The sequence below is a fragment of the Mesorhizobium sp. WSM4808 genome, from assembly GCF_055811675.1.
This window is the reverse complement of record NZ_JBVVQX010000006.1, coordinates 185,769-207,365: the sequence shown is the minus strand read 5'-3', so window position 1 is coordinate 207,365 and position 21,597 is coordinate 185,769. Positions and strand designations below refer to the sequence as shown.

The 21,597-nt window shown below is 62.9% G+C and carries 23 protein-coding genes and 1 pseudogene; 18 read left to right on the top strand and 6 right to left on the bottom strand.

Translation table 11 applies throughout. The annotated features are described in order from the left end of the window. Positions 1 to 177, bottom strand: coding sequence for a hypothetical protein (locus AC0L2U_RS13390; RefSeq protein WP_189526676.1), 177 nt, complete (start codon positions 175 to 177; stop codon positions 1 to 3). Between the two features lie 65 nt (positions 178 to 242). On the opposite strand from AC0L2U_RS13390, the gene AC0L2U_RS13385 reads away from it, so the two are divergent. From AC0L2U_RS13385 to phnE (AC0L2U_RS13350), 8 genes are all read left to right on the top strand, one after another. Then, complete coding sequence (locus AC0L2U_RS13385) at positions 243 to 1,142, top strand: alpha-D-ribose 1-methylphosphonate 5-phosphate C-P-lyase PhnJ (RefSeq protein ID WP_473602013.1); 900 nt, start codon at positions 243 to 245, stop codon at positions 1,140 to 1,142. Next, positions 1,139 to 1,915 (top strand): phosphonate C-P lyase system protein PhnK, encoded by a 777-nt coding sequence (gene phnK / locus AC0L2U_RS13380; RefSeq protein WP_292680405.1) that lies wholly within the window; start codon positions 1,139 to 1,141, stop codon positions 1,913 to 1,915. Before AC0L2U_RS13385 ends, phnK begins: the two co-directional genes overlap by 4 nt. 37 nt (positions 1,916 to 1,952) lie before the next feature. Further along, positions 1,953 to 2,660 (top strand): phosphonate C-P lyase system protein PhnL, encoded by a 708-nt coding sequence (gene phnL / locus AC0L2U_RS13375; RefSeq protein WP_127267987.1) that lies wholly within the window; start codon positions 1,953 to 1,955, stop codon positions 2,658 to 2,660. Further along, on the top strand, positions 2,657 to 3,274 hold the full coding sequence (locus AC0L2U_RS13370; protein WP_127397687.1) for a DapH/DapD/GlmU-related protein: 618 nt from the start codon (positions 2,657 to 2,659) through the stop codon (positions 3,272 to 3,274). The genes phnL and AC0L2U_RS13370 overlap by 4 nt, the downstream gene beginning before the upstream one ends. 311 nt (positions 3,275 to 3,585) lie before the next feature. Next, on the top strand, positions 3,586 to 4,443 hold the full coding sequence (gene phnC / locus AC0L2U_RS13365) for a phosphonate ABC transporter ATP-binding protein (protein ID WP_473602012.1): 858 nt from the start codon (positions 3,586 to 3,588) through the stop codon (positions 4,441 to 4,443). A gap of 84 nt (positions 4,444 to 4,527) precedes the next feature. Next, positions 4,528 to 5,436 carry a phosphonate ABC transporter substrate-binding protein gene (phnD, locus tag AC0L2U_RS13360; protein ID WP_127272208.1) on the top strand — a complete coding sequence of 303 codons (909 nt, stop codon included), beginning with the start codon at positions 4,528 to 4,530 and terminating at the stop codon, positions 5,434 to 5,436. A gap of 74 nt (positions 5,437 to 5,510) precedes the next feature. Then, a complete protein-coding gene (gene phnE, locus AC0L2U_RS13355; RefSeq protein WP_127271835.1) occupies positions 5,511 to 6,485 on the top strand; it encodes a phosphonate ABC transporter, permease protein PhnE in 975 nt (324 codons plus the stop codon). Between the two features lie 4 nt (positions 6,486 to 6,489). Continuing rightward, positions 6,490 to 8,040: a phosphonate ABC transporter, permease protein PhnE gene (phnE, locus tag AC0L2U_RS13350; RefSeq protein WP_292703605.1), complete on the top strand. Its 1,551-nt coding sequence runs from the start codon at positions 6,490 to 6,492 to the stop codon at positions 8,038 to 8,040. Between the two features lie 74 nt (positions 8,041 to 8,114). On the opposite strand, the gene AC0L2U_RS13345 is transcribed toward phnE (AC0L2U_RS13350), so the two are convergent. From AC0L2U_RS13345 to AC0L2U_RS13335, 3 genes are all read right to left on the bottom strand, one after another. Continuing rightward, positions 8,115 to 8,969, bottom strand: coding sequence for a sugar phosphate isomerase/epimerase family protein (locus AC0L2U_RS13345; protein ID WP_292703608.1), 855 nt, complete (start codon positions 8,967 to 8,969; stop codon positions 8,115 to 8,117). Positions 8,970 to 9,009: 40 nt separating this feature from the next. Continuing rightward, positions 9,010 to 10,197 carry a Gfo/Idh/MocA family protein gene (locus tag AC0L2U_RS13340; protein ID WP_292680414.1) on the bottom strand — a complete coding sequence of 396 codons (1,188 nt, stop codon included), beginning with the start codon at positions 10,195 to 10,197 and terminating at the stop codon, positions 9,010 to 9,012. A gap of 150 nt (positions 10,198 to 10,347) precedes the next feature. Then, positions 10,348 to 11,403, bottom strand: coding sequence for a sugar phosphate isomerase/epimerase family protein (locus AC0L2U_RS13335; RefSeq protein ID WP_127269536.1), 1,056 nt, complete (start codon positions 11,401 to 11,403; stop codon positions 10,348 to 10,350). Between the two features lie 399 nt (positions 11,404 to 11,802). On the opposite strand from AC0L2U_RS13335, the gene AC0L2U_RS13330 reads away from it, so the two are divergent. Genes AC0L2U_RS13330 through AC0L2U_RS13310 form a run of 5 tightly spaced genes read left to right on the top strand, consistent with a single transcriptional unit; the run spans position 11,803 to position 16,050 of the window. Continuing rightward, complete coding sequence (locus AC0L2U_RS13330) at positions 11,803 to 12,690, top strand: sugar phosphate isomerase/epimerase family protein (RefSeq protein WP_027037785.1); 888 nt, start codon at positions 11,803 to 11,805, stop codon at positions 12,688 to 12,690. A gap of 60 nt (positions 12,691 to 12,750) precedes the next feature. Next, positions 12,751 to 13,920, top strand: coding sequence for a mandelate racemase/muconate lactonizing enzyme family protein (locus AC0L2U_RS13325; RefSeq protein ID WP_292704234.1), 1,170 nt, complete (start codon positions 12,751 to 12,753; stop codon positions 13,918 to 13,920). Between the two features lie 2 nt (positions 13,921 to 13,922). Continuing rightward, complete coding sequence (locus AC0L2U_RS13320) at positions 13,923 to 14,639, top strand: FadR/GntR family transcriptional regulator (RefSeq protein ID WP_292695649.1); 717 nt, start codon at positions 13,923 to 13,925, stop codon at positions 14,637 to 14,639. A gap of 1 nt (position 14,640) precedes the next feature. After that, positions 14,641 to 15,621 (top strand): hydroxyacid dehydrogenase, encoded by a 981-nt coding sequence (locus tag AC0L2U_RS13315; RefSeq protein WP_292695647.1) that lies wholly within the window; start codon positions 14,641 to 14,643, stop codon positions 15,619 to 15,621. Between the two features lie 42 nt (positions 15,622 to 15,663). Then, a complete protein-coding gene (locus tag AC0L2U_RS13310; RefSeq protein ID WP_292680417.1) occupies positions 15,664 to 16,050 on the top strand; it encodes a hypothetical protein in 387 nt (128 codons plus the stop codon). A gap of 18 nt (positions 16,051 to 16,068) precedes the next feature. On the opposite strand, the gene AC0L2U_RS13305 is transcribed toward AC0L2U_RS13310, so the two are convergent. Beyond that, positions 16,069 to 17,364, bottom strand: a complete 1,296-nt coding sequence (locus tag AC0L2U_RS13305) for an amidase (protein WP_473602010.1) — start codon at positions 17,362 to 17,364, stop codon at positions 16,069 to 16,071. Positions 17,365 to 17,483: 119 nt separating this feature from the next. Here AC0L2U_RS13305 and AC0L2U_RS13300 point away from each other — a divergent pair, with 119 nt between their 5' ends. Then, on the top strand, positions 17,484 to 17,831 hold the full coding sequence (locus AC0L2U_RS13300; RefSeq protein WP_127268321.1) for a GFA family protein: 348 nt from the start codon (positions 17,484 to 17,486) through the stop codon (positions 17,829 to 17,831). A gap of 60 nt (positions 17,832 to 17,891) precedes the next feature. Here the strand turns inward: AC0L2U_RS13300 and AC0L2U_RS13295 are convergent, their stop codons facing one another. Continuing rightward, a complete protein-coding gene (locus AC0L2U_RS13295; RefSeq protein ID WP_127318772.1) occupies positions 17,892 to 18,800 on the bottom strand; it encodes an SDR family oxidoreductase in 909 nt (302 codons plus the stop codon). A gap of 99 nt (positions 18,801 to 18,899) precedes the next feature. On the opposite strand from AC0L2U_RS13295, the gene AC0L2U_RS13290 reads away from it, so the two are divergent. The 4 genes and pseudogenes from AC0L2U_RS13290 to AC0L2U_RS13275 all read left to right on the top strand — a co-directional run bounded on the left by AC0L2U_RS13290 (position 18,900) and on the right by AC0L2U_RS13275 (position 21,578). Beyond that, complete coding sequence (locus AC0L2U_RS13290) at positions 18,900 to 19,478, top strand: TetR/AcrR family transcriptional regulator (protein WP_245481867.1); 579 nt, start codon at positions 18,900 to 18,902, stop codon at positions 19,476 to 19,478. A 10-nt stretch (positions 19,479 to 19,488) separates the two neighbouring features. Continuing rightward, a pseudogene (locus tag AC0L2U_RS13285) lies at positions 19,489 to 19,602 on the top strand (AraC family transcriptional regulator); the annotation flags it as partial. 401 nt (positions 19,603 to 20,003) lie between these two features. Further along, complete coding sequence (locus AC0L2U_RS13280) at positions 20,004 to 20,975, top strand: AraC family transcriptional regulator (RefSeq protein ID WP_164873788.1); 972 nt, start codon at positions 20,004 to 20,006, stop codon at positions 20,973 to 20,975. 171 nt (positions 20,976 to 21,146) lie between these two features. Further along, positions 21,147 to 21,578 carry a DUF4437 domain-containing protein gene (locus AC0L2U_RS13275; RefSeq protein ID WP_127397009.1) on the top strand — a complete coding sequence of 144 codons (432 nt, stop codon included), beginning with the start codon at positions 21,147 to 21,149 and terminating at the stop codon, positions 21,576 to 21,578. Positions 21,579 to 21,597: the final 19 nt, after the last annotated feature.

Here is a 21,597-nt window from a genome sequence, read left to right as displayed (position 1 = left end):
CTAGTGGCCGCCGCCATCAACCGAGCCGCCGCCGTAACCGCCACTGGCGCCGGCTACAGTCTCGCCCTGCGCGCCATCTTTCGGCGCAGGAAGAACCATGCGCCGAAGGACAAACGCGACCACGCCGACGAACGCCAGCAGCAGAATTCCGATATGCAGCCAAGCGGTCTGGGTCATCCGATTTCGCCCCTGTTTCCGCGCCCTGGATGCCAATTCAATAGCACAATGCGGATGTGATCGCCATGACTGACATCGCCACCTACAACTTCGCCTATCTCGACGAGCAGACCAAAAGGATGATCCGCCGGGCGATCCTCAAGGGCATCGCCATCCCCGGCTACCAGGTGCCGTTCGCTTCGCGCGAAATGCCGATGCCCTATGGCTGGGGCACCGGCGGCGTCCAGGTCACCGCTTCGATCATCGGCCCGGACGATGTGCTCAAGGTGATCGACCAGGGCGCCGACGACACCACCAACGCGGTCTCGATCCGTGCCTTCTTCAAGAAGGTCGCCAACGTCGCGGTGACGACCGACACCGCCAGCGCCACCATCATCCAGACCCGCCACCGCATCCCCGAACATCCGCTGACGGCGGGCCAGGTGCTGGTCTATCAGGTGCCGATCCCGGAGCCCCTGCGTTTCCTCGAACCGCGTGAGACCGAAACGCGCAAAATGCATGCGCTGGAAGAATACGGCCTCATGCATCTGAAACTTTACGAGGACATCGCCAAGCACGGCCGCATCGCCACCACCTATGCTTATCCGGTCAAGGTCGAGGGCCGCTATGTGATGGACCCGTCGCCGACGCCGAAATTCGACAATCCCAAGATGCATCGCTCACCGGCGCTGCAGCTGTTCGGCGCCGGCCGCGAAAAGCGCATCTATGCGGTGCCGCCCTTCACCGAAGTGGTCAGCCTCGACTTCGAGGATCATCCGTTCGAGGTGCAGACCTTCGACCAGCCCTGCGCGCTGTGCGCGGCCGAGAATGTCTATCTCGACGAGGTCATCCTCGACGACCATGGAGGCCACATGTTCGTCTGCTCCGACACGGATCATTGCGAGAAGCGGCGGGCGGACGGCCATCACGGCCACCTTGCTTCAGAAAACCATCTTGCCTCGGAAAAAATGGAGCCGGCGCAATGACCGACGAACCGCTGCTGCGCGTCTCGGCGCTCTCCAAATTCTACGGCTCGCGCGTCGGCTGCGACAACGTCTCCTTCGACCTGTGGCCGGGCGAAGTCCTGGCTGTGGTCGGCGAGTCCGGCTCCGGCAAGACGACATTGCTCAACTGCCTGTCGACGCGGCTGCTGCCCTCCTCCGGCAGCGCCAGCTACCGCATGCGCGACGGCCAGTTCCGCGAGCTCTACCGCATGAGTGAGGCCGAGCGCCGCTTCCTGATGCGCACCGACTGGGGGTTTGTCCACCAGAACCCGGCCGACGGCCTGCGCATGACGGTGTCGGCCGGCGCCAATGTCGGCGAGCGGCTGATGGCGGTCGGCGACCGCCACTACGGCAAGATCCGCGCCACCGCCGTCGACTGGCTATCGCGCGTCGAGATCGACGAGGACCGCATCGACGACGAGCCGCGCGCCTTTTCCGGCGGCATGCGCCAGCGCCTGCAGATTGCCCGCAACCTCGTCACCGCCCCGCGTCTGGTGTTCATGGACGAGCCAACCGGCGGCCTCGACGTCTCGGTCCAGGCGCGCCTGCTCGACCTGCTGCGCGGTCTGGTCACCGATCTTGGTCTCGCAGCCATCGTCGTCACCCATGACCTTGCCGTGGCGCGGCTTTTATCGCAGCGCATGATGGTGATGAAGGACGGCCGCGTCGTCGAAAGCGGTCTCACCGACCGCGTGCTCGACGACCCGCGCGCGCCTTACACGCAATTGCTTGTTTCCTCGATTCTGCAGGTTTGACGATGACGCAAACGACTGACGATTGGAGAACCTTCTGATGGCAACCCCGCTCGTTGTTTCCGGCGTTGCCAAGAGCTTCACCATGCATCTGCGTGACGGCATCAAACTGCCTGTTGTCGCCGGTGTCTCGTTCTCGATCAGGGCCGGCGAATGCACCGTGCTCGGCGGCCCGTCCGGTGCCGGCAAGAGCTCGATCCTGAAGATGCTCTACGGCAACTACGCCGTCGACGAAGGCCAGATCATCGTCACGCATGATGACGGGCTGATCGACCTGGCCACCGCCAGCCCTCGCACCGTGCTTGCGGTGCGCCGGCAAACGATCGGCTATGTCAGCCAGTTCCTGCGCACCGTGCCACGCGTTTCGGCGCTCGATGTCGTCGCCGAACCGCTGGTCGAGCGCGGCGAGGATCGCGAGATTGCCCGCGGCAAGGCGCGCGCCTTGCTGGCACAGCTCAACCTGCCGGAGAAACTCTGGGCTTTGCCGCCTGCGACCTTTTCCGGCGGCGAGCAGCAGCGCGTTAACATCGCGCGCGGCTTCATCACCGAGCATCCAATCCTGCTGCTCGACGAACCGACCGCTTCGCTCGACGCCAGGAACCGCGACGTCGTGATCGAACTCATCGCCGCCAAGAAGGCGGCTGATGTCGCCCTACTCGGCATCTTCCATGACCACGACGTGCGCGAGGCGGTTGCCGACCGCATCATCGACGTCACCGCGTTCGCGTCCGGAAAAATCGCCGCATGACCAGGAAATTGTCCGAGACGCCGCTGGTCCACCCGACGGCGGATGTACAGAATTCGACGCTCGGCCGCTGGACCGAGATCGCCGACCGCAGCCGGGTCTCGGAAAGCGAACTCGGCGACTATTCCTACATGATGCAGGACTGCTCCGTCTGGTGCGCGACGATCGGCAAATTCGCCAACATCGCGGCCAGCGTTCGCATCAACGCCACCAACCACCCGACTTGGCGGCCGACGCTGCATCACTTCACCTATCGCGCCTCGGACTACTGGGACGATGCCGAGCACGAGACAGAATTCTTCGCCCAGCGCCGCGCCAAACGTGTCACCATCGGCCACGACACCTGGCTCGGCCATGGCTCGACCATCCTGCCTGGCGTCACCGTCGGCGATGGCGCCGCGGTCGGCGCGGGTGCGGTGGTCTCGAAAGATGTCGCGCCCTATACCATTGTCGGCGGCGTGCCGGCCAAACCGATCCGCGAGCGCTTCGATCGCCGCACGGCCGAACGCTACCAGGCGCTCGCCTGGTGGGACTGGGACCATGCAAGGCTGCGCGCCGCGTTGGATGATTTCCGGGAGCTTGAGGCCGAGACGTTCCTAGAGAAATATGGTGGATAGCGACGTCCAGGAATGGCGGTCACTGACGCGGGGCAGCGGGGCATTATCACAAACCGCCCCGGCCCCTACTATCCGCATGACATGCCTCTCGACACCAGCATCGGCGCCATGACGGCCTTGTCTGGAACGCTTGATGGCACCAGCTCGCCAGGCCCGCGTTCCAAATCACCTTCGACTGCTGACCCAGGGTCGACACTAGACTCCAGCCTGTGGAGCGTAACAAAACTGACATCACCGCGACACGGCAGGTTCATGTGGCTGCGCTAGGCGAGAGCCTGACGATCAATGGTCCGGACCTGGAACCTGCCCCCATGCCAGCAAATTCCGCCACGCTCGAAATCCGCGGTGTCACCCGACGATTTGGCAAGAACACTGCCGTCAGCGACATCAACATCGCGATCCCGCATCGTCAGATGGTTGGCGTCATCGGCCGTTCGGGCGCCGGCAAATCGACCCTTCTTCGCATGATCAACCGTCTCATCGATCCCAGCCAGGGGTCGATTTTTTTTGACGGCGCCGAGGTCTCCCAGCTGCGCGGTTCGCCACTACGGCGCTGGCAGCGCGATTGCGCCATGATCTTCCAGCAGTTCAACCTGGTGCCGCGCCTCGACGTGCTGACCAATGTGCTTCTCGGCCGGCTGAATCACCGCTCCACCATGTCGAACCTGCTCGGCATCTTCTCCCGCGAGGAACGAGCCGAGGCGATAGCAGCGCTGGAGCGTCTCGATATCGCCCGCACCGCGCTGCAGGCCGCCGACACCTTGTCGGGTGGCCAGCAGCAGCGCGTCGCCATTGCCCGCGCGTTGATGCAGCAGCCGAAGGTGATCCTCGCCGACGAGCCGATCGCGTCACTCGATCCGCTCAACGCCAAGGTGGTTATGGATTCGCTGCAGGATATCAATTTGCGCGAAGGCATCACCGTGATCACCAACCTGCACACGCTGGACACGGCCCGCACCTATTGCAACCGTATCATCGGCATGGCTGCCGGCAAGGTCGTCTTCGACGGCCCGCCGGAAGAGCTCAACCGCGAGGCCGTGCGCATGGTCTACGGCGCCGACAGCAGCGGCGGCGAAATCTCCGAGGCCATCACCTCGACCAGTGTCATCATCAAGCAAAAAATCGCCGCATCCGCCGGACCGCTTGAGCCAGCCTTTCCTGGTTACTGAGCGACCTGGATCGCCAGCCCGCGTCAAGGGCATCATATCCCAACGCAGCCGGCGCGATGCCGGGACCAACAGGAGAGAGACGAGATGTTTAGAAAGATACTTTTCGGTGCCGTTTCCGTCATGGCCATGGCGATGGGCTCGGTCCAGGCACAGGATCTGAAGGAATTCCGCGTCGGCATTCTGGGCGGCGAGAACGAAGCCGACCGTCTGCGCAACTACCAGTGCTTCGCCGACCACATCAAGCAAGTTCTCGGCGTCGAGAAAGTTTCGCTGTTCCCGGCCGCCGACTACGACGGCGTCATCCAGGGTCTGCTCGGCGGCACGCTCGACTATGCCGAACTCGGCGCTTCCGCCTACGCCAAGGTCTACCTCGAGAACAAGGACGCGGTTCAGCCGATCCTGACGACGGTCCAGACCGACGGTTCGACCGGCTACCATTCGGTTATGGTCGCCCGTGCGGATTCCGGCATCAAGACACTCGCTGACATGAAGGGCAAGAAACTCGGTTTCGCCGATCCCGATTCGACTTCCGGCTACCTGGTCCCGGTCACCTCGCTGCCCAAAGACATCGGCATGGATGTGAAGAGCTATTTCGCGTCGACCGGTTTCGGCGGCGGCCATGAACAGCTTGTCCTTGAAGTTCTGAAGGGCACCTTCGATGCCGGCACCACCTGGGCCTCCGGCGTCGGCGACTTCAAGGATGGCTACAGCTCCGGCAATCTGCGCAAGATGGTCGACAAGGGTGTCCTCAAGATGGACGACCTCGTAGAGTTGTGGCAGTCCCCCTTGATCCCGAACGGCCCGCTGGTCATACGCACCTCGCTCGACGCCGACACCAAGCAGAAGATCACCGATTTCCTGACCAAGCTTCCGCAGACCGACCCGGCCTGTTTCGCGGCGGTGCAAGGCGGCGACTTCAAGAGCTATTCGCCGGTCACCCCGGAATTCTATCAGGCGATCATCGACGCTCGTAAGGCGAAGATCGGCTCGTAAGCCAAAAGGCACGACGCCGCCGGGGCCAAAGTGCCGCCGGCGGCGTTGCCGCGTCACGGGCTGGGGAACTATCGATGAGTGCGACCGAAATTTACCGCGCGCCTGCGCTCTCCACGGAAGGAGCGTTAGCCGAGCGGCACTGGCGCGACCTCGCCGCTCGCCGGCGCCTCTACACGATCGGAGGCCTGGTTTTCCTGTTGCTTGCGCTCTCGGGCTCGCTCTGGTTCGCCAATGAGACCAACGCCGGAAAGTTCTTCGACCGCCTTCCCCACATCGCCGACTTTTTCGTCGAATTGAAGCCGCGCGACTGGTTCGACCCGGTGCGCGCGCTGTTCGACCTGCCGTCGCCCTATGACGATGGCAGCCTCAAATTCGACTATCCCGAAGGCCGGGTCTACCTGACCCAAGGCATCTACATTCCGGAGTATTTCTACCGGATGATCGAGACCCTGAACATTGCGCTGTTTTCGACCCTGGTCGGCTCCACCTTCGGTTTCCTGCTCTGCTTCCTGGCTGCAAGCAACGTGACGGCCAGCCGCTGGCTCCGCTTCACCACGCGCCGCTTCCTCGAAATTGTCCGCGCCTTTCCGGAAATCGTCATTGCCGGCTTTTTTCTGGCGATCTTCTCGCTTGGGCCCATTCCAGCGATCCTCGCGGTCAGCATCCACACCGTCGGCGCGCTCGGAAAAATGTTCTACGAAGTGGTCGAGAACGCCGACATGAAGCCTGACGAAGGCTTGCGGGCCGTTGGCGCCAACTGGGTCGAACGGGTGTGGTTCGGCATGGTGCCTCAGGTTCTGCCCAACTTCATGAGCTATTTCCTGCTCCGCTTCGAGATCAATGTGCGCGCTTCGACCATTCTCGGTGCCGTCGGCGCCGGCGGCATCGGCGAATCCCTGCGTCTTTCGATCAGCCGGGGCCATGAGGCCAAGACCATAGCCATCGTGTTTCTGCTGTTCTGCACGATTGTCGCCGTTGACCAGTTTTCGGCATGGCTGAGACAACGTCTCGTCGGCAGGCAGGCGTTCGCATACGGGCGCGGAGAGTAACGCAATGAACGCCGACGCCATCAACGACATCGCCGCTCGCTATCCCGATGCGTTTCAGCGGCCTTTATGGAAGCGCTATGCCGCCCCGTTCGGCATCCTTCTATGCATCCTCTACACCTTTTACTGCTCGTGGTTCTTCTCGATCGGCATCGTTCTCGGAAAGGCGAACTGGAACCTGGCCGGCGCTTATCTCGCCGACTGGGTGTCTTACGAAATCCGCCCGGACATCGAATTCAAGGACGGCTATCTGACCATCGACTACTCTCGTTTCTCCAAACTGGGATCCAATCCAAATCCCGACTGGGTTATCAAGCAGATTGCCGAGGTCGAGCGGCGGGTCCACGCCGCACCGGCACCGGCGACCGCGACCGACAAGTCGTCGCAGGGTTCGTTCATGGCGGCTGGCGCGCCAACGGCCGAGAATCCGGCCCCCTCGCCAGACAAACCAGTTCCGGCCGCGCCCAAAACGGTGCGCGAAAAGGCCGTGGTAGCGGCGACCGTCGTCCTTGGCAGCGGCCAGATTGCCATTGCGCCAAATCTTGTCACGGTGACGCGCGGCGCCGAAAGCGTCGTCTTCGACATTGCCAAGGACAGGTCTGTCACGCCGCGCACACCGCTGCCTGACTGGATAGAGCAACGCAAGCCAGGTTCGACAGCCTATGTCTCGTTCGGATTTTTGGGCCGCGCTGAAGTGCAAAATGACGAGGTGATCGCCTGGAGGCGGTTTTTTGGTTGGGCGAATTTTGTGTTTGACACGAATTCGCCATTCTGGGGAAAATCGTTTGGCGAGATCGCTTCATTGATCGTCTCCGGAGAACGCATCGATCCATCGAGGTCAAACGCAGCGCTTGCCTGGGACAACATCCTCTACAATGCCGAGTGGCAACACGGCGACGTGTGGCTGAAGCTTCTGCAAACCATCGTCATGGCTTTTGTCGGCACAGTGTTGGCCTCGGTCGTCGCCTTTCCGCTCGCCTTCCTGGCTGCGCGCAACATCACGCCGAACTGGTTGACCAACCAGGCGACAAAACGCTTCTTCGACTTCCTGCGGTCTGTCGACATGCTGATCTGGGCGCTGTTCTTCACCCGCGGCTTTGGTCCGGGGCCGCTGGCCGGCATGTCGGCGATCTTCTTCACCGATACCGGAACCCTGGGCAAGCTCTATTCCGAGGCGCTGGAAAACATCGACGACAAGCAGCGCGAAGGCATCCGCTCGGTGGGCGCCACACCAACAATGGTGCAACGCTACGGCGTGCTGCCTCAGGTTCTGCCAGTGTTCCTTAGCCAATCCCTCTATTTCTGGGAATCGAACACCCGCTCGGCGACAATCATCGGCGCCGTCGGTGCCGGCGGCATCGGTCTGAAATTATGGGAAGCCATGCGCACCGGCACCAACTGGGCCAATGTTTTCTACATGGTGCTGTTGATCCTGATTGTCGTTTTTGTCTTCGACAATATCTCCAACTATCTCCGCCGCAAACTGATGGGGACCGTCGGAAACGGCAACGACGAGCGCGCGCGGGGCGCCTCCGCCCGCCTGCTGCCGGCGGCTTAGACCACGATCCTGAATCGAAGGTCGACGAAGCAAAGGTGGTACCGGTTTTGCTTCGCCGACCTTCGGCTCGCGTCTCAGGCGCCGGCCTTCTTCCACCCGCTCTTGATATGCCTATACCCCTCCCGATAGACCGCTTCCGGCGTCTCGGAAAAATCGCGCCACACCTTCGTTGCCGCCGCCAAATCCTTGAGCGAACGGCCGAACGCCTCGATCGTCAGCCAGTCGTCATAGCCGCTCTTGCGGATGGCGGAAAACGTTTCGGTCCAGGGAATGTTGCCGCGCCCCGGCACGCCGCGATCATTCTCCGAAATATGGATATGCACGACATTCCTGCGGTGTTTCGTGTAGGCGCCGATCGGGTCGGCCTCCTCGATATTGGCGTGGAAGGTGTCGTACATCGCCTTGATGTGCGGCCGGTCGATGGCGTCGATATGCTCCGACAGATCCGCCATCGTGTTGAGGAGATAGCATTCGAAGCGGTTCAGCGCCTCGAGGCCGATGGTGACGCCCTTGTTGCCGGCATGGTCGCCGATCGCGCGTTGCGAGGCGACGGAGCGCTTTTTCTCGGCAGAGGTCGGTCCGGAGCCGGAAAACGACCCGAGCGTCGAATGCAGCGGGCCGCTCAGCGTGCTGGCGCCAAGTGCCTGCGCGCAGTCGATCGCCCATTTCATGTAGTCGACCCCGGCCTTGCGCGTCGCCGCGTCGGCCGAAATCAAATTCATCGCCGGATCGCCCATGGCCGAAACAGCCGTTCGCTCCAGCCCGATGCGGTCGAGCAGATCGCCGAGCTTTTTATAATCGTCCGGCGCGCCGGCGAAGATCGGTATCTCGACGCCATCGAAGCCGGTCGCCTTGATGTCGCGCAGCAGTGGCTCGTGTTTCTTCGACACCGCCGTCGTCCACAAGAACATGCACATGCCGATTTTCATCGACCCCCCCTCCCCTTGGATCCCCCGGACCGCCTCTATTTCAGAGCTTCGTCCACGCCCCATTCTTCTTCGACGATTTCACGCAGGCCTCGATGAAGGCCATGCCCTCGACGCCGTCCTGGATGGTCGGGAAGACGACGTCCTTGGGCGGCTTGCCGCCCTTGCGGCGTGCCGCGCGGATGGCGCGTGCGGCCTCCTGGTAGATGTTGGCGAAACCTTCGAGATAGCCCTCGGGATGACCCGACGGCACGCGGCTGACACGGCCCGCCACCGGCAGCGCGCCGGCGCCGTTGCGGGTGATCAATTGCTTCGGCTGGCCGAACGGCGTGTACCAGAGATAGTTCGGGTCGGCCTGCACCCATTCCAGCCCGCCCTTGGAGCCGTAGATGCGCAGCTTCAGCCCGTTCTCGTGGCCGGGCGCCACCTGGCTTGCCCAGATCATGCCCTTGGCCGGATGCGTCTTGCCGATAGGTTTGAAGCGCAGCATGACGTTGACGTTGTCATCGAGTAGCCGGCCCGGCACGAAGGCGTCGAGATCGGCCGACAGGGAGTCCAGTTCCAGCCCTGAGACGAAGCGGGCGAGGTTGTAGGCATGCGTGCCGATATCGCCCAGCGCACCGCCGGCGCCTGCCTGCTTGGGGTCGGAGCGCCACGCCGCCTGCTTCTGGCCTGTCGCGGCCAAATCCTCGGTCAGCCAGTCCTGCGGATATTCGGACTGCACGATGCGGATGTCGCCGAGAACACCTTTGGCGACCATTTCGCGTGCTTGCCGGATCATCGGATAGGCGGTGTAGTTGTGCGTCAGCACGAACACCTTGCCGGTCTTCTCGACTATCGCCGCAAGCTTTTTCGCCTCGGCCAGGGTCGTCGCCAGCGGCTTGTCGCAGATGACGTGGATGCCGGCCTCGAGGAAAACTTTTGCCGCCGGCACATGGACATTGTTGGGCGTGACGATGGCCACTGCCTCGATGCCGTCGGGGCGCTTCGCCTCGGCCTTGGCCATCTCGGCATAGGATGCATAGCTGCGTGCGGGGTCGAGCCCCAGTTCGGCGGCCGAGGCCTTGGCACGGGCCGGGTCGGCTGACAAAGCACCGGCAACCAGCACGAAATCATTGTCCAGCCGCGCCGCGATCCGGTGCACCGCGCCGATGAACGCGCCTTGCCCGCCGCCGACCATGCCGTAGCGGATCGGGCCGCCTCCCGTTTCCGACTTCGATGCGCCGACCATATCTTGCTCCTCGCTGTTGCTCACCTCCCCCTTGAGGGGAGGTCGATCCGCGCAGCGGATCGGGTGGGGTCGTTGAGGCAGAGCTCGGCATGAACCGACCCCTCCCGGCCCTTCGGGCCACCCTCCCCTCGAGGGGGAGGGGAAACCGCGCTAGATGCCCATCATGGCGCGCAGCATCTTCTTGTCGGTGGTGCCGGCGGCGAAGTCGTCGAATGCCTTTTCGGTCACCCGGATGATATGGTGCTCGATGAAAGGCGCGCCTTCGGCCGCACCATCCTCCGGATGCTTCAGGCAGCACTCCCACTCCAGTACCGCCCAGGAATCATAATTGTACTGCGTCAGCTTGGAAAAGATGCCGCCGAAATCCACCTGTCCATCGCCCAGCGAACGGAAGCGCCCGGCGCGGTTGGTCCAGCTCTGGTAGCCGGAATAGACGCCTTGCCGGCCGGTCGGGTTGAACTCGGCGTCCTTGACGTGAAACGCCTTGATGCGCTCGTGATAGATGTCGATGAATTCTAGATAGTCGAGCTGCTGCAGCAGGAAGTGCGACGGATCGTAGTTGATATTGCAGCGCTTGTGGCCGCCGACCGCGTCGAGGAACATCTCGAAAGTGGCGCCGTCGAACACGTCCTCAGAGGGGTGAATTTCATAGCCGACATCGACGCCGTTGTCCTCGTAGACGTCGAGGATCGGCTTCCAGCGTTTGCCGAGCTCGCCAAACGCTTCCTCAATGAGTCCAGCCGGTCGCTGCGGGAACGGATAGAGGTAAGGGAAAGCCAGCGAGCCGGTAAACGACACTGAAGCATTCAGGCCCAGATTGCGCGATGCTTTAGCGCCGAACTTCATCTGCTCGACAGCCCACTCCTGCCGGGCTGCGGGATTGTTGTGCACCGACGGCGGCGCAAAGCCATCCATCTGCGCGTCATAGGCTGGATGAACCGCGACCAACTGCCCCTGCAGATGCGTCGACAGTTCGGTGATCTCGACGCCGGCGTCAGCGCAGATGCCCTTCACCTCATCGCAATAGGCCTTGGAAGAAGCCGCCTTCTTGAGGTCGAACAGCCGCGCGTCCCAGGTCGGGATCTGCACGCCCCTGTAGCCGAGACCGGCCGCCCATTTGGTGATCGACGCCAGTGAGTTGAACGGCGCGGCGTCGCCCGCGAACTGCGCCAGAAACAGCCCAGGGCCCTTCATTGTCGTCGGCATCGCATCCTCCCTCATTTCTCTCTCGACCGAGCATAGCGCCGATTGGAAGCAGGGCCAGCCACTTTGGTCTTTTCTCAACGGGTGCTTGCACGCACCGCCATTCTGGTATTACCAAATGTGGAAATTTGGTCAAGCCGCGCAATGCGCCATCAAGACCCCAAAATCAACTGTTGCAGGCCTATATATCTCAATATAATCAAGGAACTAATCCATTGAGAGAGTTGCACCCCAGCGCTTCTTGCCGATCTGGAGAAATTGCTGTAGACCTCGCTTCAGGCCCAATTGGTCGAACCAGTTTGCGAAAAAAGGCTGGGAACGCCTTGGGGAGGAACCTTTGTGTCGCCTTTTGGCGATGCATGTCGCAGGCGAACCATAGAGACGATTTGGGAAGGACAGACCATGCATCTTTCGACGCACAACTGGATGCGCGCGGAACCCTTGGAGACGACGCTCAAGCGCATCAAGAAATTCGGCTATGAGTCGATCGAGATTTCCGGCGAGCCCGAGCAGTACAAGACCAAGGAGACCCGGGCGCTGCTGAAGGAGCATGGTATTCGCTGCTGGGGCGCGGTGACCCTGATGCTGGGCGAGCGCAATCTTGCCGCCAGGAACCAGGGCCAGCGCGAGCGTTCCGTTCAGTATGTCAAGGACGTGCTGACCATGGTCAGCGAACTCGATGGCGAGATCATCACGCTGGTTCCGGCCACCGTCGGCAAGGTCGTGCCTGACGGGACCGAGGAAGAGGAATGGAAGTGGGTCGTCGACGCCACCCGTGAATGCTTCACCCACGCCAAGAAGGTCGGCGTCAAGATCGCTGTCGAACCCCTCAACCGCTTCGAGACCTATCTGTTCAATCGCGGCGCCCAGGCACTGGCGCTGGCTGACGCGGTCAGCCCCGAATGCGGCGTGTGCCTAGACGCTTACCACATCCACATGGAAGAATTTAACGTCCATGACGCGATCCGGCAGGTCGGAAAGCGCCTGTTCGACTTCCACGTCGCCGACAACAACCGGTTTGCCGCCGGCCTCGGCCAGATCGATTGGCCGAAGATCGTCGCCACCTTGCGCGAGATCGGCTACGACGGCGCGCTGACCAATGAGTTCGTCGCGCCCGTCGACCGGACGCCGGCAGCCCCCTATCCCGACATGGTCGAGCGCAATCCGGTCGACATCTCGCCCGAGCAGCTGAAGTTCATCCAGGACCACGGCTCCAGCGTGCTCACCGAGAAATTCTACACCGACCAGATGCGCATCAACGCCGAAACGTTATTGCCGCTGATCAAGTAGCCGACTGCCTCTGGGAAATTCGCCCTTCCGCCCTGACCGGCGGCGGGGCTGGGGAAGAATATGCGTATCAAGTCCGTCCAAGCCTGGTGGATCCGCGTTCCGATCGAAGCCGCTCGGCAGCACCGCAGCGACTTCGGTCAGGTGACGACCTTCGACGCCGCCATCCTGCGCATCGAAACCGATGACGGGCTGGTCGGCTGGGGCGAAGGCAAGAACGCCGCCGGCAGTGCCGGCAGCTACGGTGCACTCGTCCACATGCTGAACCATGAGGTCGGGCCGCAACTGATCGGCCGCGATCCGGCGGACATCGGCGTCATATGGGAGATGCTCTACAATGGCGTGCGCCACGACAGCGCAGCGCGCGGCGGCCACGCCATGCCGCAACTGGCGCGGCGCGGCATGAGCATCGCCGCCATCAGCGCCGTCGACATCGCGCTGTGGGACATTCTTGGCAAATCGCTTGGCGTTCCGGTCTGGCGGCTGCTGGGCGGCCGCAAGTTCGATCGCATGCCGGCTTACGCGTCCGGCGGCTGGGCGGCTGCCGACGCCATCGGCGAGCAGTTGAAATCCTACATCGCCAAGGGCGGCTTCAAGGCGCTGAAGATGCGGGTTGGCGCCATGGATGGCGCGGCGCACATTTCGGCCGGCCGCGTGCGGGCCGCACGGCAGGCGCTCGGCCCCGATGTCGAACTGATGGTCGACGCGCACGGCACCTACACGGTGGCCGAAGCCAAGCGCTTCATCCATCTCGTCAACGATCTGGACCTCGCCTGGTTCGAGGAGCCTATCATCGCCGACGACAAGCCCGGCATGGCTGAAGTGCGGGCGTCAGGTGCCGTCCCGATCGCCACCGGCGAAAGCGAGGCGACACGCTATGCCTTCCGCGATCTCGCGGTGCTGAAAGCCGCCGACATTTTCCAGCCGGATCCCGCCTTCTGCGGCGGTATCAGCGAGGCGATGAAGATCGGCACCATCGCCAGCGCCTTCAATCTGCGCTTTGCACCGCATTTGTGGGCCGGCGCGCCCTGTTTTTTCGCAGGCTTGCATGTCTGCGCCGCCTCGCCGTCGAGTTTCACCGTCGAATATTCGCTCGGCGCCAACCCGATGATCCATGATCTGGTCGAAGAGACTGTCGAAGCCAGGGACGGCATGATAGCGATCCCGGAAAAACCGGGTCTGGGATTCACCATTTCGGAGCGGTTCCTGGAGGCGCACGCGCAACGCGGTTGACGATGAAAGAAAAGAACCTCCTCGCGGAACTCGCTGCCTACCTGTTCTCCCATTCGGACAAGGAGAGCGGCCGAACGCCTTCGGAACGCGAACTGGCGGAGCATTTCGCCGTCAGCCGCGGCCAGATCCGCGAGGCCCTGGCCATCCTGGAGGCCATGCGCATCGTCGAGCGCCGGGCCAAGTCCGGCATCTACATCGACACCAAGCAGGCCAGTGTGGAAGCCATGGCGCTTTTTGCCCGCGCGGGCCTGCCGCTCGATCCGATCCAGATCTACGAGACGGTCGAGTTGCGCAAGATCCACGAGATCAAGGCGGCCGAACTTGCCTGCTCGCGCGCCACCGAGGAGAATTTCGAGCGGCTGCGCGAGATCCTGAAAGCTTCGGAAGAGCGCATCGCCGCTGGCGAAGGCCTTGCCAGGGAAGACCGTGAATTCCACCTGGAGATCGTGCGCGCCACCAAGAACAGCGTCTTCCACAATGTCTGCAGCGTCTACTACATGATGGGCGAGCAGCGCCTGCCGATCTATTTCAACGACCCCGAGCGCAATGTGCGCTCGCATGCCGAGCATATCCAGATCTATGAGGCGCTGCTGCGCCGCGACGGCAATCTCGCCCAGGCGCTGATGAGCGCCCATCTGCAAGGGGCTGAAAGCTACTGGAAAGGCCTGATCGAAGGCCATGGCGAGGAACCTCAAAGCCCGGCACTCGAAAGAGCCTGACATGGCCCGCATCCTCACGACCCACCCCCTGCACCCGCGCGCCTCGGCCATGCTCTCGGGCGCCGGAGAACTCGTCGTCGCCTCCGCCATCGATCCGGCCACGCTGGCCGCCGAGGCGAGGAATGCCGACATCGTCATCGTGCGTGCATCGCTGCCGCCGGCGCTGTTCGAGGGTGCCTGGAAGCTGAGGGCGGCAATCCGCCATGGCGCCGGGCTCGACATGATCCCGATGGAAGCAGCGACGGCCGCCGGCGTGCTGGTGGCGAATGTGCCGGCGGTCAATGCCCGCTCGGTTGCCGAGCACGTCATGTTTGCGGCGCTCGCTTTGCTGCGCAACTTCCGCGTCGTCGACCGCGACCTGCGCGCCAAAGGCTGGCTCGCAGGCCGCGAGCACGCCAATGCCAACAGCGAGCTTGCCGGCAAGACGATCGGCATCGTCGGCCTCGGCGCCGTCGGCCAGGCTGTCGGCCACATCGCCGCGCACGGCTTCGACCTGAAGGTGGTGGCAACGACGCGAAGCATGCAGCCGGCGCCGGACAAGGTCGGCTTCCTGTCGATCGACGCGCTGGTCGAACAAAGCGACATCATCGTTCTGTGCTGTCCGCTGACGCCGGAAACGCGCGGCCTGATCAGCCGCGAGCGGATCGCCCGCATGAAGCCGCATGCGCTGCTGATCAACGTGTCGCGCGGACCGGTCATCGATGACGATGCGCTGATCGAGGCGTTGCAGAAACGCCGTATCGGCGGTGCCGCGCTCGATGTTTTTGCGACACAGCCGCTGCCGTCGAACCATCCCTATTTCGGCTTCGACAATGTCATCATCACGCCGCACATGGCCGGGATCACCGAGGAATCGATGATGCGCATGGGCGTCGGCGCGGCGGGCGAAGCCTTGCTGGTGCTGGCCAACAAGCTGCCGGTCAATCTGCGCAATCCGGAAGTGGTCGATCACTATCGGCGGCGGTTTCCGGCGAACCTGTGACGCATCGCGGTTTCGCCCCAATTTTCCGCGACGCTGAGGGTCATGTCCGATCCACGCCTCGCATCCCTGGTAGTCGTCGTCTGTTCGCTCTGCGCCATGCCGTCATTCGCGGCCGAAAGCAGTTATGTCTATTGCGACAACGGGCTGCGCTGCTTCAAGGCGCCGTGCCCGTCGAACAGCGCACTCGACCTTGCCACCGGGACGATCATCAAGGGCGTCTCGATCGACCCCAGCGGATTGCCGCAGGCCGACAAGGCGATAACCGATCTTTCCGACGCGCTTTATGCCGGCAAGATCGTCGTCAGGGGCTCGATCGAGCACCGCACCCACACCATCACCGGCGAGAAGTACAATCTGCCCTGGCTGGTCGCGACCCGTATCGTGCGGACCGCCAAGGACAGCGAACGCAAGCACTGTTCGTCGCACTGATAGGCGGTTCAGCCCTGGTCACGCGCCAAGCAGCTGCTCTATTTCGGCAGCAATCCGCAGCAGGCGCCGGTCATGCCCGTTGCGCGCCACCAGCATCAATCCGGCGGGCAGCGGAGTACCCGGCATCGGTATCGAGATCGCGCAGAGATCGAACTGGTTGGCAACCTGCGTGTTGCGCAGCAGCAGGCCCTCGGTGCGGTCGCGCAGCTCGGCGTCGTCAGCCATCGAGACGATGGTCGGCGCCGTCACCGGCGTGGTCGGCAGAGCCAGCACATCGACCGATGCCAGCCGCTCGTCCATGGCGGCGGCAAGTGCTGCGCGACGACGCATTGCCCTGATGTAGACAGGCGTCGGCAGCATTGCCGCCCGCGACAAAGGTCCGCTGACATGCGGGTCGACCGGCACCGACGCTCCTGTCGCCAGCCAGTCGGCATGCACTTCGGCCCCTTCCATCGCAGCGATCGAGCCACGCTTGGTCGCCGCGCGCAAATCGGCAAGCAGATCGTCGATCGATAGGTCGGCGATCCGCGCGCCTGTCTGCTCGATCTTGCCAAGGCAGCGGTCGAACGCGGTCGCCACCTCGCCTTCCGTCTCTTCGAAAAGGACGCCGCGCGGAATGCCTATGCGAAGCCCTGCAAGGGCAATCGGCATCAGCGCGGTCGGCACCTCGCCGGCCATCACGGCGTCGGCGGCGGCACACTGGGCGACGGTTCGGGCAAGCGGCCCGATCGAGTCCAGCGTGGCGGACAATGGGAACGCGCCGGCGAGCGGCACGCGTCGCGCTGTCGGCTTGAAGCCGATGACACCGTTGAGTGAAGCCGGTATGCGTATCGAACCGCCGGTATCGGAACCGATCGATATTTCGCTTGTCCCCTCGCCGACGGAAACGCCTGCGCCCGAGGAAGAGCCGCCCGGAATGCGACTGGCGTCCACGGCATTGCCGGGCGTGCCATAGTGCTGGTTGTCGCCGATCGCGGTGAAGGCGAATTCGGTCATGTTGGTCTTGCCGATAATAACCGCGCCGGCCTGTCGCAGCCGGCTGACAATTGCCGCGTCGCTTTGGGCGGGTGCCGCGGTCTTGCGCATCAGCGAACCGGCCGTGGTCGGCTCGCCGGCGACATCGAACAGGTCCTTGATCGAGACGATGGTGCCGTCGAGCGGCCCTAGCGTCACACTTGCCCGCTTGCGGGCATCGCTGGCATCAGCCGCGGCCCGTGCGGCTTCGGCATAGAGCTTCGTGAACACGTGCTCTTCGCCGGCACGGGCGGCGAGGCGCGCAAGAATGATTTCCAGATGATCACGAACGGATTGCATTTTCGGTGTCGGGCTCCGGACGCCTTGAACGTCTTAAGGGGTGCGGCCAGTGCATGGCTTGCCCAGACTTAACCCGGCGCAGGCAGTTTTGCACCCTGTCGAATACGAGGAAAAGCCCGATGCTCTACAAAGGCAGCTGCCACTGCGGCAAGGTGGCCTTCGAATTCAAGGCCGAACTGACCGGTGCCATCAGGTGCAATTGTTCGATCTGCACGCGCAAGGGCGCCCTGCTGTGTGCCATTCCGCATGAGACCTTGCGGGTCCTGGCCTGGGGCGACGATTTGGGCACTTACACATTCGGCAACCATGCCATCGCGCACCGGTTCTGCCGGGCTTGCGGCATCCATCCCTTTGCGGAGGATGTCCGCGAGGGCCGTGAACGCAGCGCCTATATCAACATTAACTGCGTGGCCGATCTCGACCCTTCGACGCTGTCGGTCTTCGATTTCGACGGGCGGTCCGCCTGACGCAATTCCAGGAAAAGTGCGCAGCGGTTTTCCGTCCGAAATTGCGCAGGAACCAATTACCTATCGATAGCCCGTCGCATCGGCGGGCTTGCCGGCGTCCTGAACCTCGGGAACATAACGCCAGGCGTCGGGCCGTGAGCCGTCGAGGTCGGTAAAGCCGTAGACCTGCGCCAGCCCGCCGCTGGACAGCGACTGTCCGTTCCAGCGCGAGCGGTCCGGATCCGCCGCCAAAGCCGCAACGGCGCGGCCGACGAAACGTGGTGTCTCGGAAATGACGAAATGCGGCACCTCAGCGGTGGCGTCGCGCCAATTGCCCTCGCTCACGCCAAAGGCTTCCAGCATCATCTCCGAACGCAGCCAGCCGGGCGTCAGCGACACGGACGTTGCGTCGTGTTTGGCGAGATCCTGGGCATGCGCCCATGCCATGCGCGTCACCGCGACCTTGGCGAGATCGTAGAATGGCGACAGCCGGTAGTGATCGGCATTGTATTCGGCCGTGCCGTCTGTGACCTCGACGAGCAGCCCGCCCGGACGTTCGATCAACAGCGGCAGCGCATGGTGCGCGGTGATCAGATGCGTGTCGATGCCGAGCCGCAGCATGCGCAGGCCATTGTCCAGATTGTGGTCCCAGACCGGTTTGTCCCACTCGAACAGTTTCTCGCCACCCCAGATGTCATTCACCAGTATGTCGAGCCGGCCTTGTTCGGTGCGGATGCGCTCGACCAGTTTGCGCACATCGTCGGCCACCAGATGATCGACCTGAACGGCGATGCCCTTGCCTCCGTTCGCCGAGACCAGTTCCGCTGTTTCCTCGATGGTTTCGGGCCGGGCATATTCGGATTGCTGGGCCCGCGTGCTGCGCCCGGTGACATAGACGGTGGCGCCGGCTGCGCCGAGTTCGATCGCTATGCCCCGTCCGGCGCCGCGCGTCCCGCCGGCGACCAGAGCAACTTTCCCTTGCAGCGTCATTGAACTCTCCCAAAAACGGACTCATCGATCCGACAAGGCTGGCTTGTGCTGTTCGCGCCATATATATAAATGATCATTCGGTTATATCGGGATGTCAAGATGACACGGCCAAAAACCCAGTCCGACGAGCAGGTGCTGGAGACCGCGCACCGGCTAATCCACGAGCATGGTCCCGAAGCACTCACCTTCGAGCGTCTGGCAAAGGCCTGCGGTCTCTCCGGTGCAACGCTGGTGCAGCGCTTCAAGAACAAGGCGCAGCTGAAACAGCGCACTTTGCTGCACGCCTGGGACGGTCTCGACGAGAACACCAGAAAGCTGGCAGCCACCGTTCCCAGAACCCCCACCGGTGCGGTCGCGTTGCTGGTGGCCCTGTCGCAATTCTATGGCGGCATCGAATCCTATGCCGAAGGCCTGCTTGTCCTACGCGAGGATCTGCGCGATCCCGTGCTCAGAGCGCGGGGTGCGGCCTGGAAGGCGTTCCTGTGCGACACACTTGCAGCCTGTTTTGCCAAGACGCCCAACCCGCCACGCGACATCGGCCTGCTGATGGCCTCGCATTGGCAAGGCTCGCTGCTGTGGTGGAGCTTTGACCCGGCGATCGAAGTGGCCGCCTATGTCGAGGACGGCCTGAACCGCTTCGTCGCAGCCATCACAACGGCGCCGGCCCGAAAACCGTGATGGTTCTTGGCGTCTCGGCTATGAATCCGATGCCGCTTTCAGCCGCGCCTTCAAGCGCGTCATCGGCTTGGCGCGCAGCCATCTCCGGGGCGAGGAACAGGCCGATATCCGCCAGGCCAGCTGACGCACAGGGTTTCGAACTCAGCTTGCCAAAGGCAGCAGCCAGTTCGGCGGTCCCGGCAGCTTTTGTGCCGGCTTTTCGCGATAGGAATTTTTTCTTGACTCGGTGACCTCAGCTATGCTACATTTCTGTCTATGGTGCTGATTTGCGCCAGTGACCCGCCGCACAGGCGGGTTTTTCGTTTGATGCTCCGTCCCTACGCCTGGCGAAGCTCCGAAGGAACCCGTTGACCCGAGTTCGTTGCCCTGACCGACGCATGGAGGCCGTGACGGACTGGCGATTCCAGGCTAAAGCAATTCCAGGAAAAGTGTGAAGCGGTTTTTCCGTCCGGAATTGCGTCAAAACAAAGAGATAGAGCGGTTCAACGTTTCCGTTAAACGATGAACTGCTTCAGAAAAATCCGCATGGTTTTCACCTCGCCCAAGACTGCCTTGCCGGCCTCGGAGGGTCCGCTCACCGACATCTTGCGCGGATTGCGGCTTGATGGCGTCGACTATGGCCGCTGCGAACTTTCGGAGCCATGGGCCGTGTTGTTTCCTGCCCAGAAGGCAGCACGGTTTCACTTCATTGGCCGCCGCGGATGCTGGCTGTTCTCGCCAGCCGGAGAATGGATTGAGCTGACACCCGGCGATGCGTTGCTCTTGCCGCGCGGCGCCGAGCATGTCGTTGCCAGCGCGCCTGGCATTCCTGCCGTGCCGATCGAAAGCTACACTGTCGAGCCTTTGCAGGACAATGTCTTCAATGTCTCCAATGGCGGCCACGGCCCGAAAATCTTGCTGTTTTGCGGCAGCATGCACTTCAACCTGGACGGATCGCACCCCTTGCTGGGCATGATGCCGGACATGATGCGCGCCAAGGAATTGATGGCTGGCGAGCCAGGTATTCCGCATCTGCTGCAAGCCATGGCCGGCGAGATCACCATGAACCGCGCCGGTTCCGGCGGCATGCTGGCGCGGCTGGCCGACGTACTGGCTGCAAGCATCATCCGTTCATGGGTGGAAAACAGCGGCGGCGACACCAGAGGCTGGATCGCGGCGATCAGGGATCGCGACATCGGCCGCGTACTTGCCGCCATTCATCTGCAGCCCGACAGGAACTGGACTGTCGAAGCGCTGGCGCGCGAAATGGGCGCCTCGCGATCGGCCTTCGCCGAACGCTTCACGGCCGTCGTTGGCGAAACACCGGCGAGATATGTCGCCCGGATACGCATGCACCAGGCGCGGCAATGGCTGATCGACGATCGGATGCGGGTTTCGGTGGTCGCCGCCAGACTGGGTTACGATTCCGAAGCGTCGTTCAGCCGGGCGTTCAAGCGCATCATAGGCATCGCGCCCAGCCACCTGCGCACCGTCGACGGCACCTCCGAAAACCGCTGAGACGATCCCGGATCCGCGGCCATGGATCGCAGGGTCTGGATGAATTGCCGGGTCTGGATGAATTGCCAAGCCTTCCGGACGCAATGCCATTGCCGGGCCACCCGCATGCAATAGCTTGCCATAACCAGGCAGCCAGCGGCCGGCGTCCAGTCGGGTCCGAAGAGGAGAACCATGCCAAATCATCTGAAGGTCATCGCACTCGCCGTCATGCTTGCGGTTCCCGGGCGCGCCTTTGCCCTCGAGGACAGCTACCTGCCGGCCGACAAGATCCCCTATGTGGCGGAAGTACCCGACCAGCCGCATCGTCTTGGCCCATTGTGGGGCGAGCGGGCCAAGGGTCCGGCAGGCACGTTGCTGAAGGTTCCCGGCAACTGGCGTGCACCGGTCCATGCGCACACCGCGGATTACCGTGCGGTGGTTATAAAGGGGCTGTGGGCGCACTGGCAGATGGATGGCGGCGAGGCGACCAAGGTCGAACTGCCTCCTGGATCCTACTGGACCCAGAAAGCCAATGAGATGCATGACGACGCCTGCGTCTCCGACACGGAATGCGTGATCCTGCTGATCAACGACACGCCCTACGAAACCTACTTCCAGAAATAGGCTGGGATGCGGCCTCACG

What these genes read in the sequence shown, in the direction of transcription:
- AC0L2U_RS13340 (WP_292680414.1), bottom strand. Translation starts at nt 10,197, where the DNA reads ATGGTCGGCGCATCGAAGTCGGAAACGGGAGGCGGCCCGATCCGCTAC.
- AC0L2U_RS13330 (WP_027037785.1), top strand. Translation starts at nt 11,803, where the DNA reads ATGCATCTTTCGACGCACAACTGGATGCGCGCGGAACCCTTGGAGACG.
- AC0L2U_RS13275 (WP_127397009.1), top strand. Translation starts at nt 21,147, where the DNA reads ATGCCAAATCATCTGAAGGTCATCGCACTCGCCGTCATGCTTGCGGTT.
- phnE (WP_127271835.1), top strand. Translation starts at nt 5,511, where the DNA reads ATGAGTGCGACCGAAATTTACCGCGCGCCTGCGCTCTCCACGGAAGGA.
- AC0L2U_RS13345 (WP_292703608.1), bottom strand. Translation starts at nt 8,969, where the DNA reads ATGAAAATCGGCATGTGCATGTTCTTGTGGACGACGGCGGTGTCGAAG.
- AC0L2U_RS13310 (WP_292680417.1), top strand. Translation starts at nt 15,664, where the DNA reads ATGTCCGATCCACGCCTCGCATCCCTGGTAGTCGTCGTCTGTTCGCTC.
- phnK (WP_292680405.1), top strand. Translation starts at nt 1,139, where the DNA reads ATGACCGACGAACCGCTGCTGCGCGTCTCGGCGCTCTCCAAATTCTAC.
- AC0L2U_RS13325 (WP_292704234.1), top strand. Translation starts at nt 12,751, where the DNA reads ATGCGTATCAAGTCCGTCCAAGCCTGGTGGATCCGCGTTCCGATCGAA.
- AC0L2U_RS13390 (WP_189526676.1), bottom strand. Translation starts at nt 177, where the DNA reads ATGACCCAGACCGCTTGGCTGCATATCGGAATTCTGCTGCTGGCGTTC.
- AC0L2U_RS13335 (WP_127269536.1), bottom strand. Translation starts at nt 11,403, where the DNA reads ATGCCGACGACAATGAAGGGCCCTGGGCTGTTTCTGGCGCAGTTCGCG.
- phnL (WP_127267987.1), top strand. Translation starts at nt 1,953, where the DNA reads ATGGCAACCCCGCTCGTTGTTTCCGGCGTTGCCAAGAGCTTCACCATG.
- AC0L2U_RS13305 (WP_473602010.1), bottom strand. Translation starts at nt 17,364, where the DNA reads ATGCAATCCGTTCGTGATCATCTGGAAATCATTCTTGCGCGCCTCGCC.
- AC0L2U_RS13320 (WP_292695649.1), top strand. Translation starts at nt 13,923, where the DNA reads ATGAAAGAAAAGAACCTCCTCGCGGAACTCGCTGCCTACCTGTTCTCC.
- AC0L2U_RS13295 (WP_127318772.1), bottom strand. Translation starts at nt 18,800, where the DNA reads ATGACGCTGCAAGGGAAAGTTGCTCTGGTCGCCGGCGGGACGCGCGGC.
- phnC (WP_473602012.1), top strand. Translation starts at nt 3,586, where the DNA reads ATGCCAGCAAATTCCGCCACGCTCGAAATCCGCGGTGTCACCCGACGA.
- AC0L2U_RS13315 (WP_292695647.1), top strand. Translation starts at nt 14,641, where the DNA reads ATGGCCCGCATCCTCACGACCCACCCCCTGCACCCGCGCGCCTCGGCC.
- AC0L2U_RS13300 (WP_127268321.1), top strand. Translation starts at nt 17,484, where the DNA reads ATGCTCTACAAAGGCAGCTGCCACTGCGGCAAGGTGGCCTTCGAATTC.
- phnD (WP_127272208.1), top strand. Translation starts at nt 4,528, where the DNA reads ATGTTTAGAAAGATACTTTTCGGTGCCGTTTCCGTCATGGCCATGGCG.
- phnE (WP_292703605.1), top strand. Translation starts at nt 6,490, where the DNA reads ATGAACGCCGACGCCATCAACGACATCGCCGCTCGCTATCCCGATGCG.
- AC0L2U_RS13385 (WP_473602013.1), top strand. Translation starts at nt 243, where the DNA reads ATGACTGACATCGCCACCTACAACTTCGCCTATCTCGACGAGCAGACC.
- AC0L2U_RS13290 (WP_245481867.1), top strand. Translation starts at nt 18,900, where the DNA reads ATGACACGGCCAAAAACCCAGTCCGACGAGCAGGTGCTGGAGACCGCG.
- AC0L2U_RS13280 (WP_164873788.1), top strand. Translation starts at nt 20,004, where the DNA reads ATGGTTTTCACCTCGCCCAAGACTGCCTTGCCGGCCTCGGAGGGTCCG.
- AC0L2U_RS13370 (WP_127397687.1), top strand. Translation starts at nt 2,657, where the DNA reads ATGACCAGGAAATTGTCCGAGACGCCGCTGGTCCACCCGACGGCGGAT.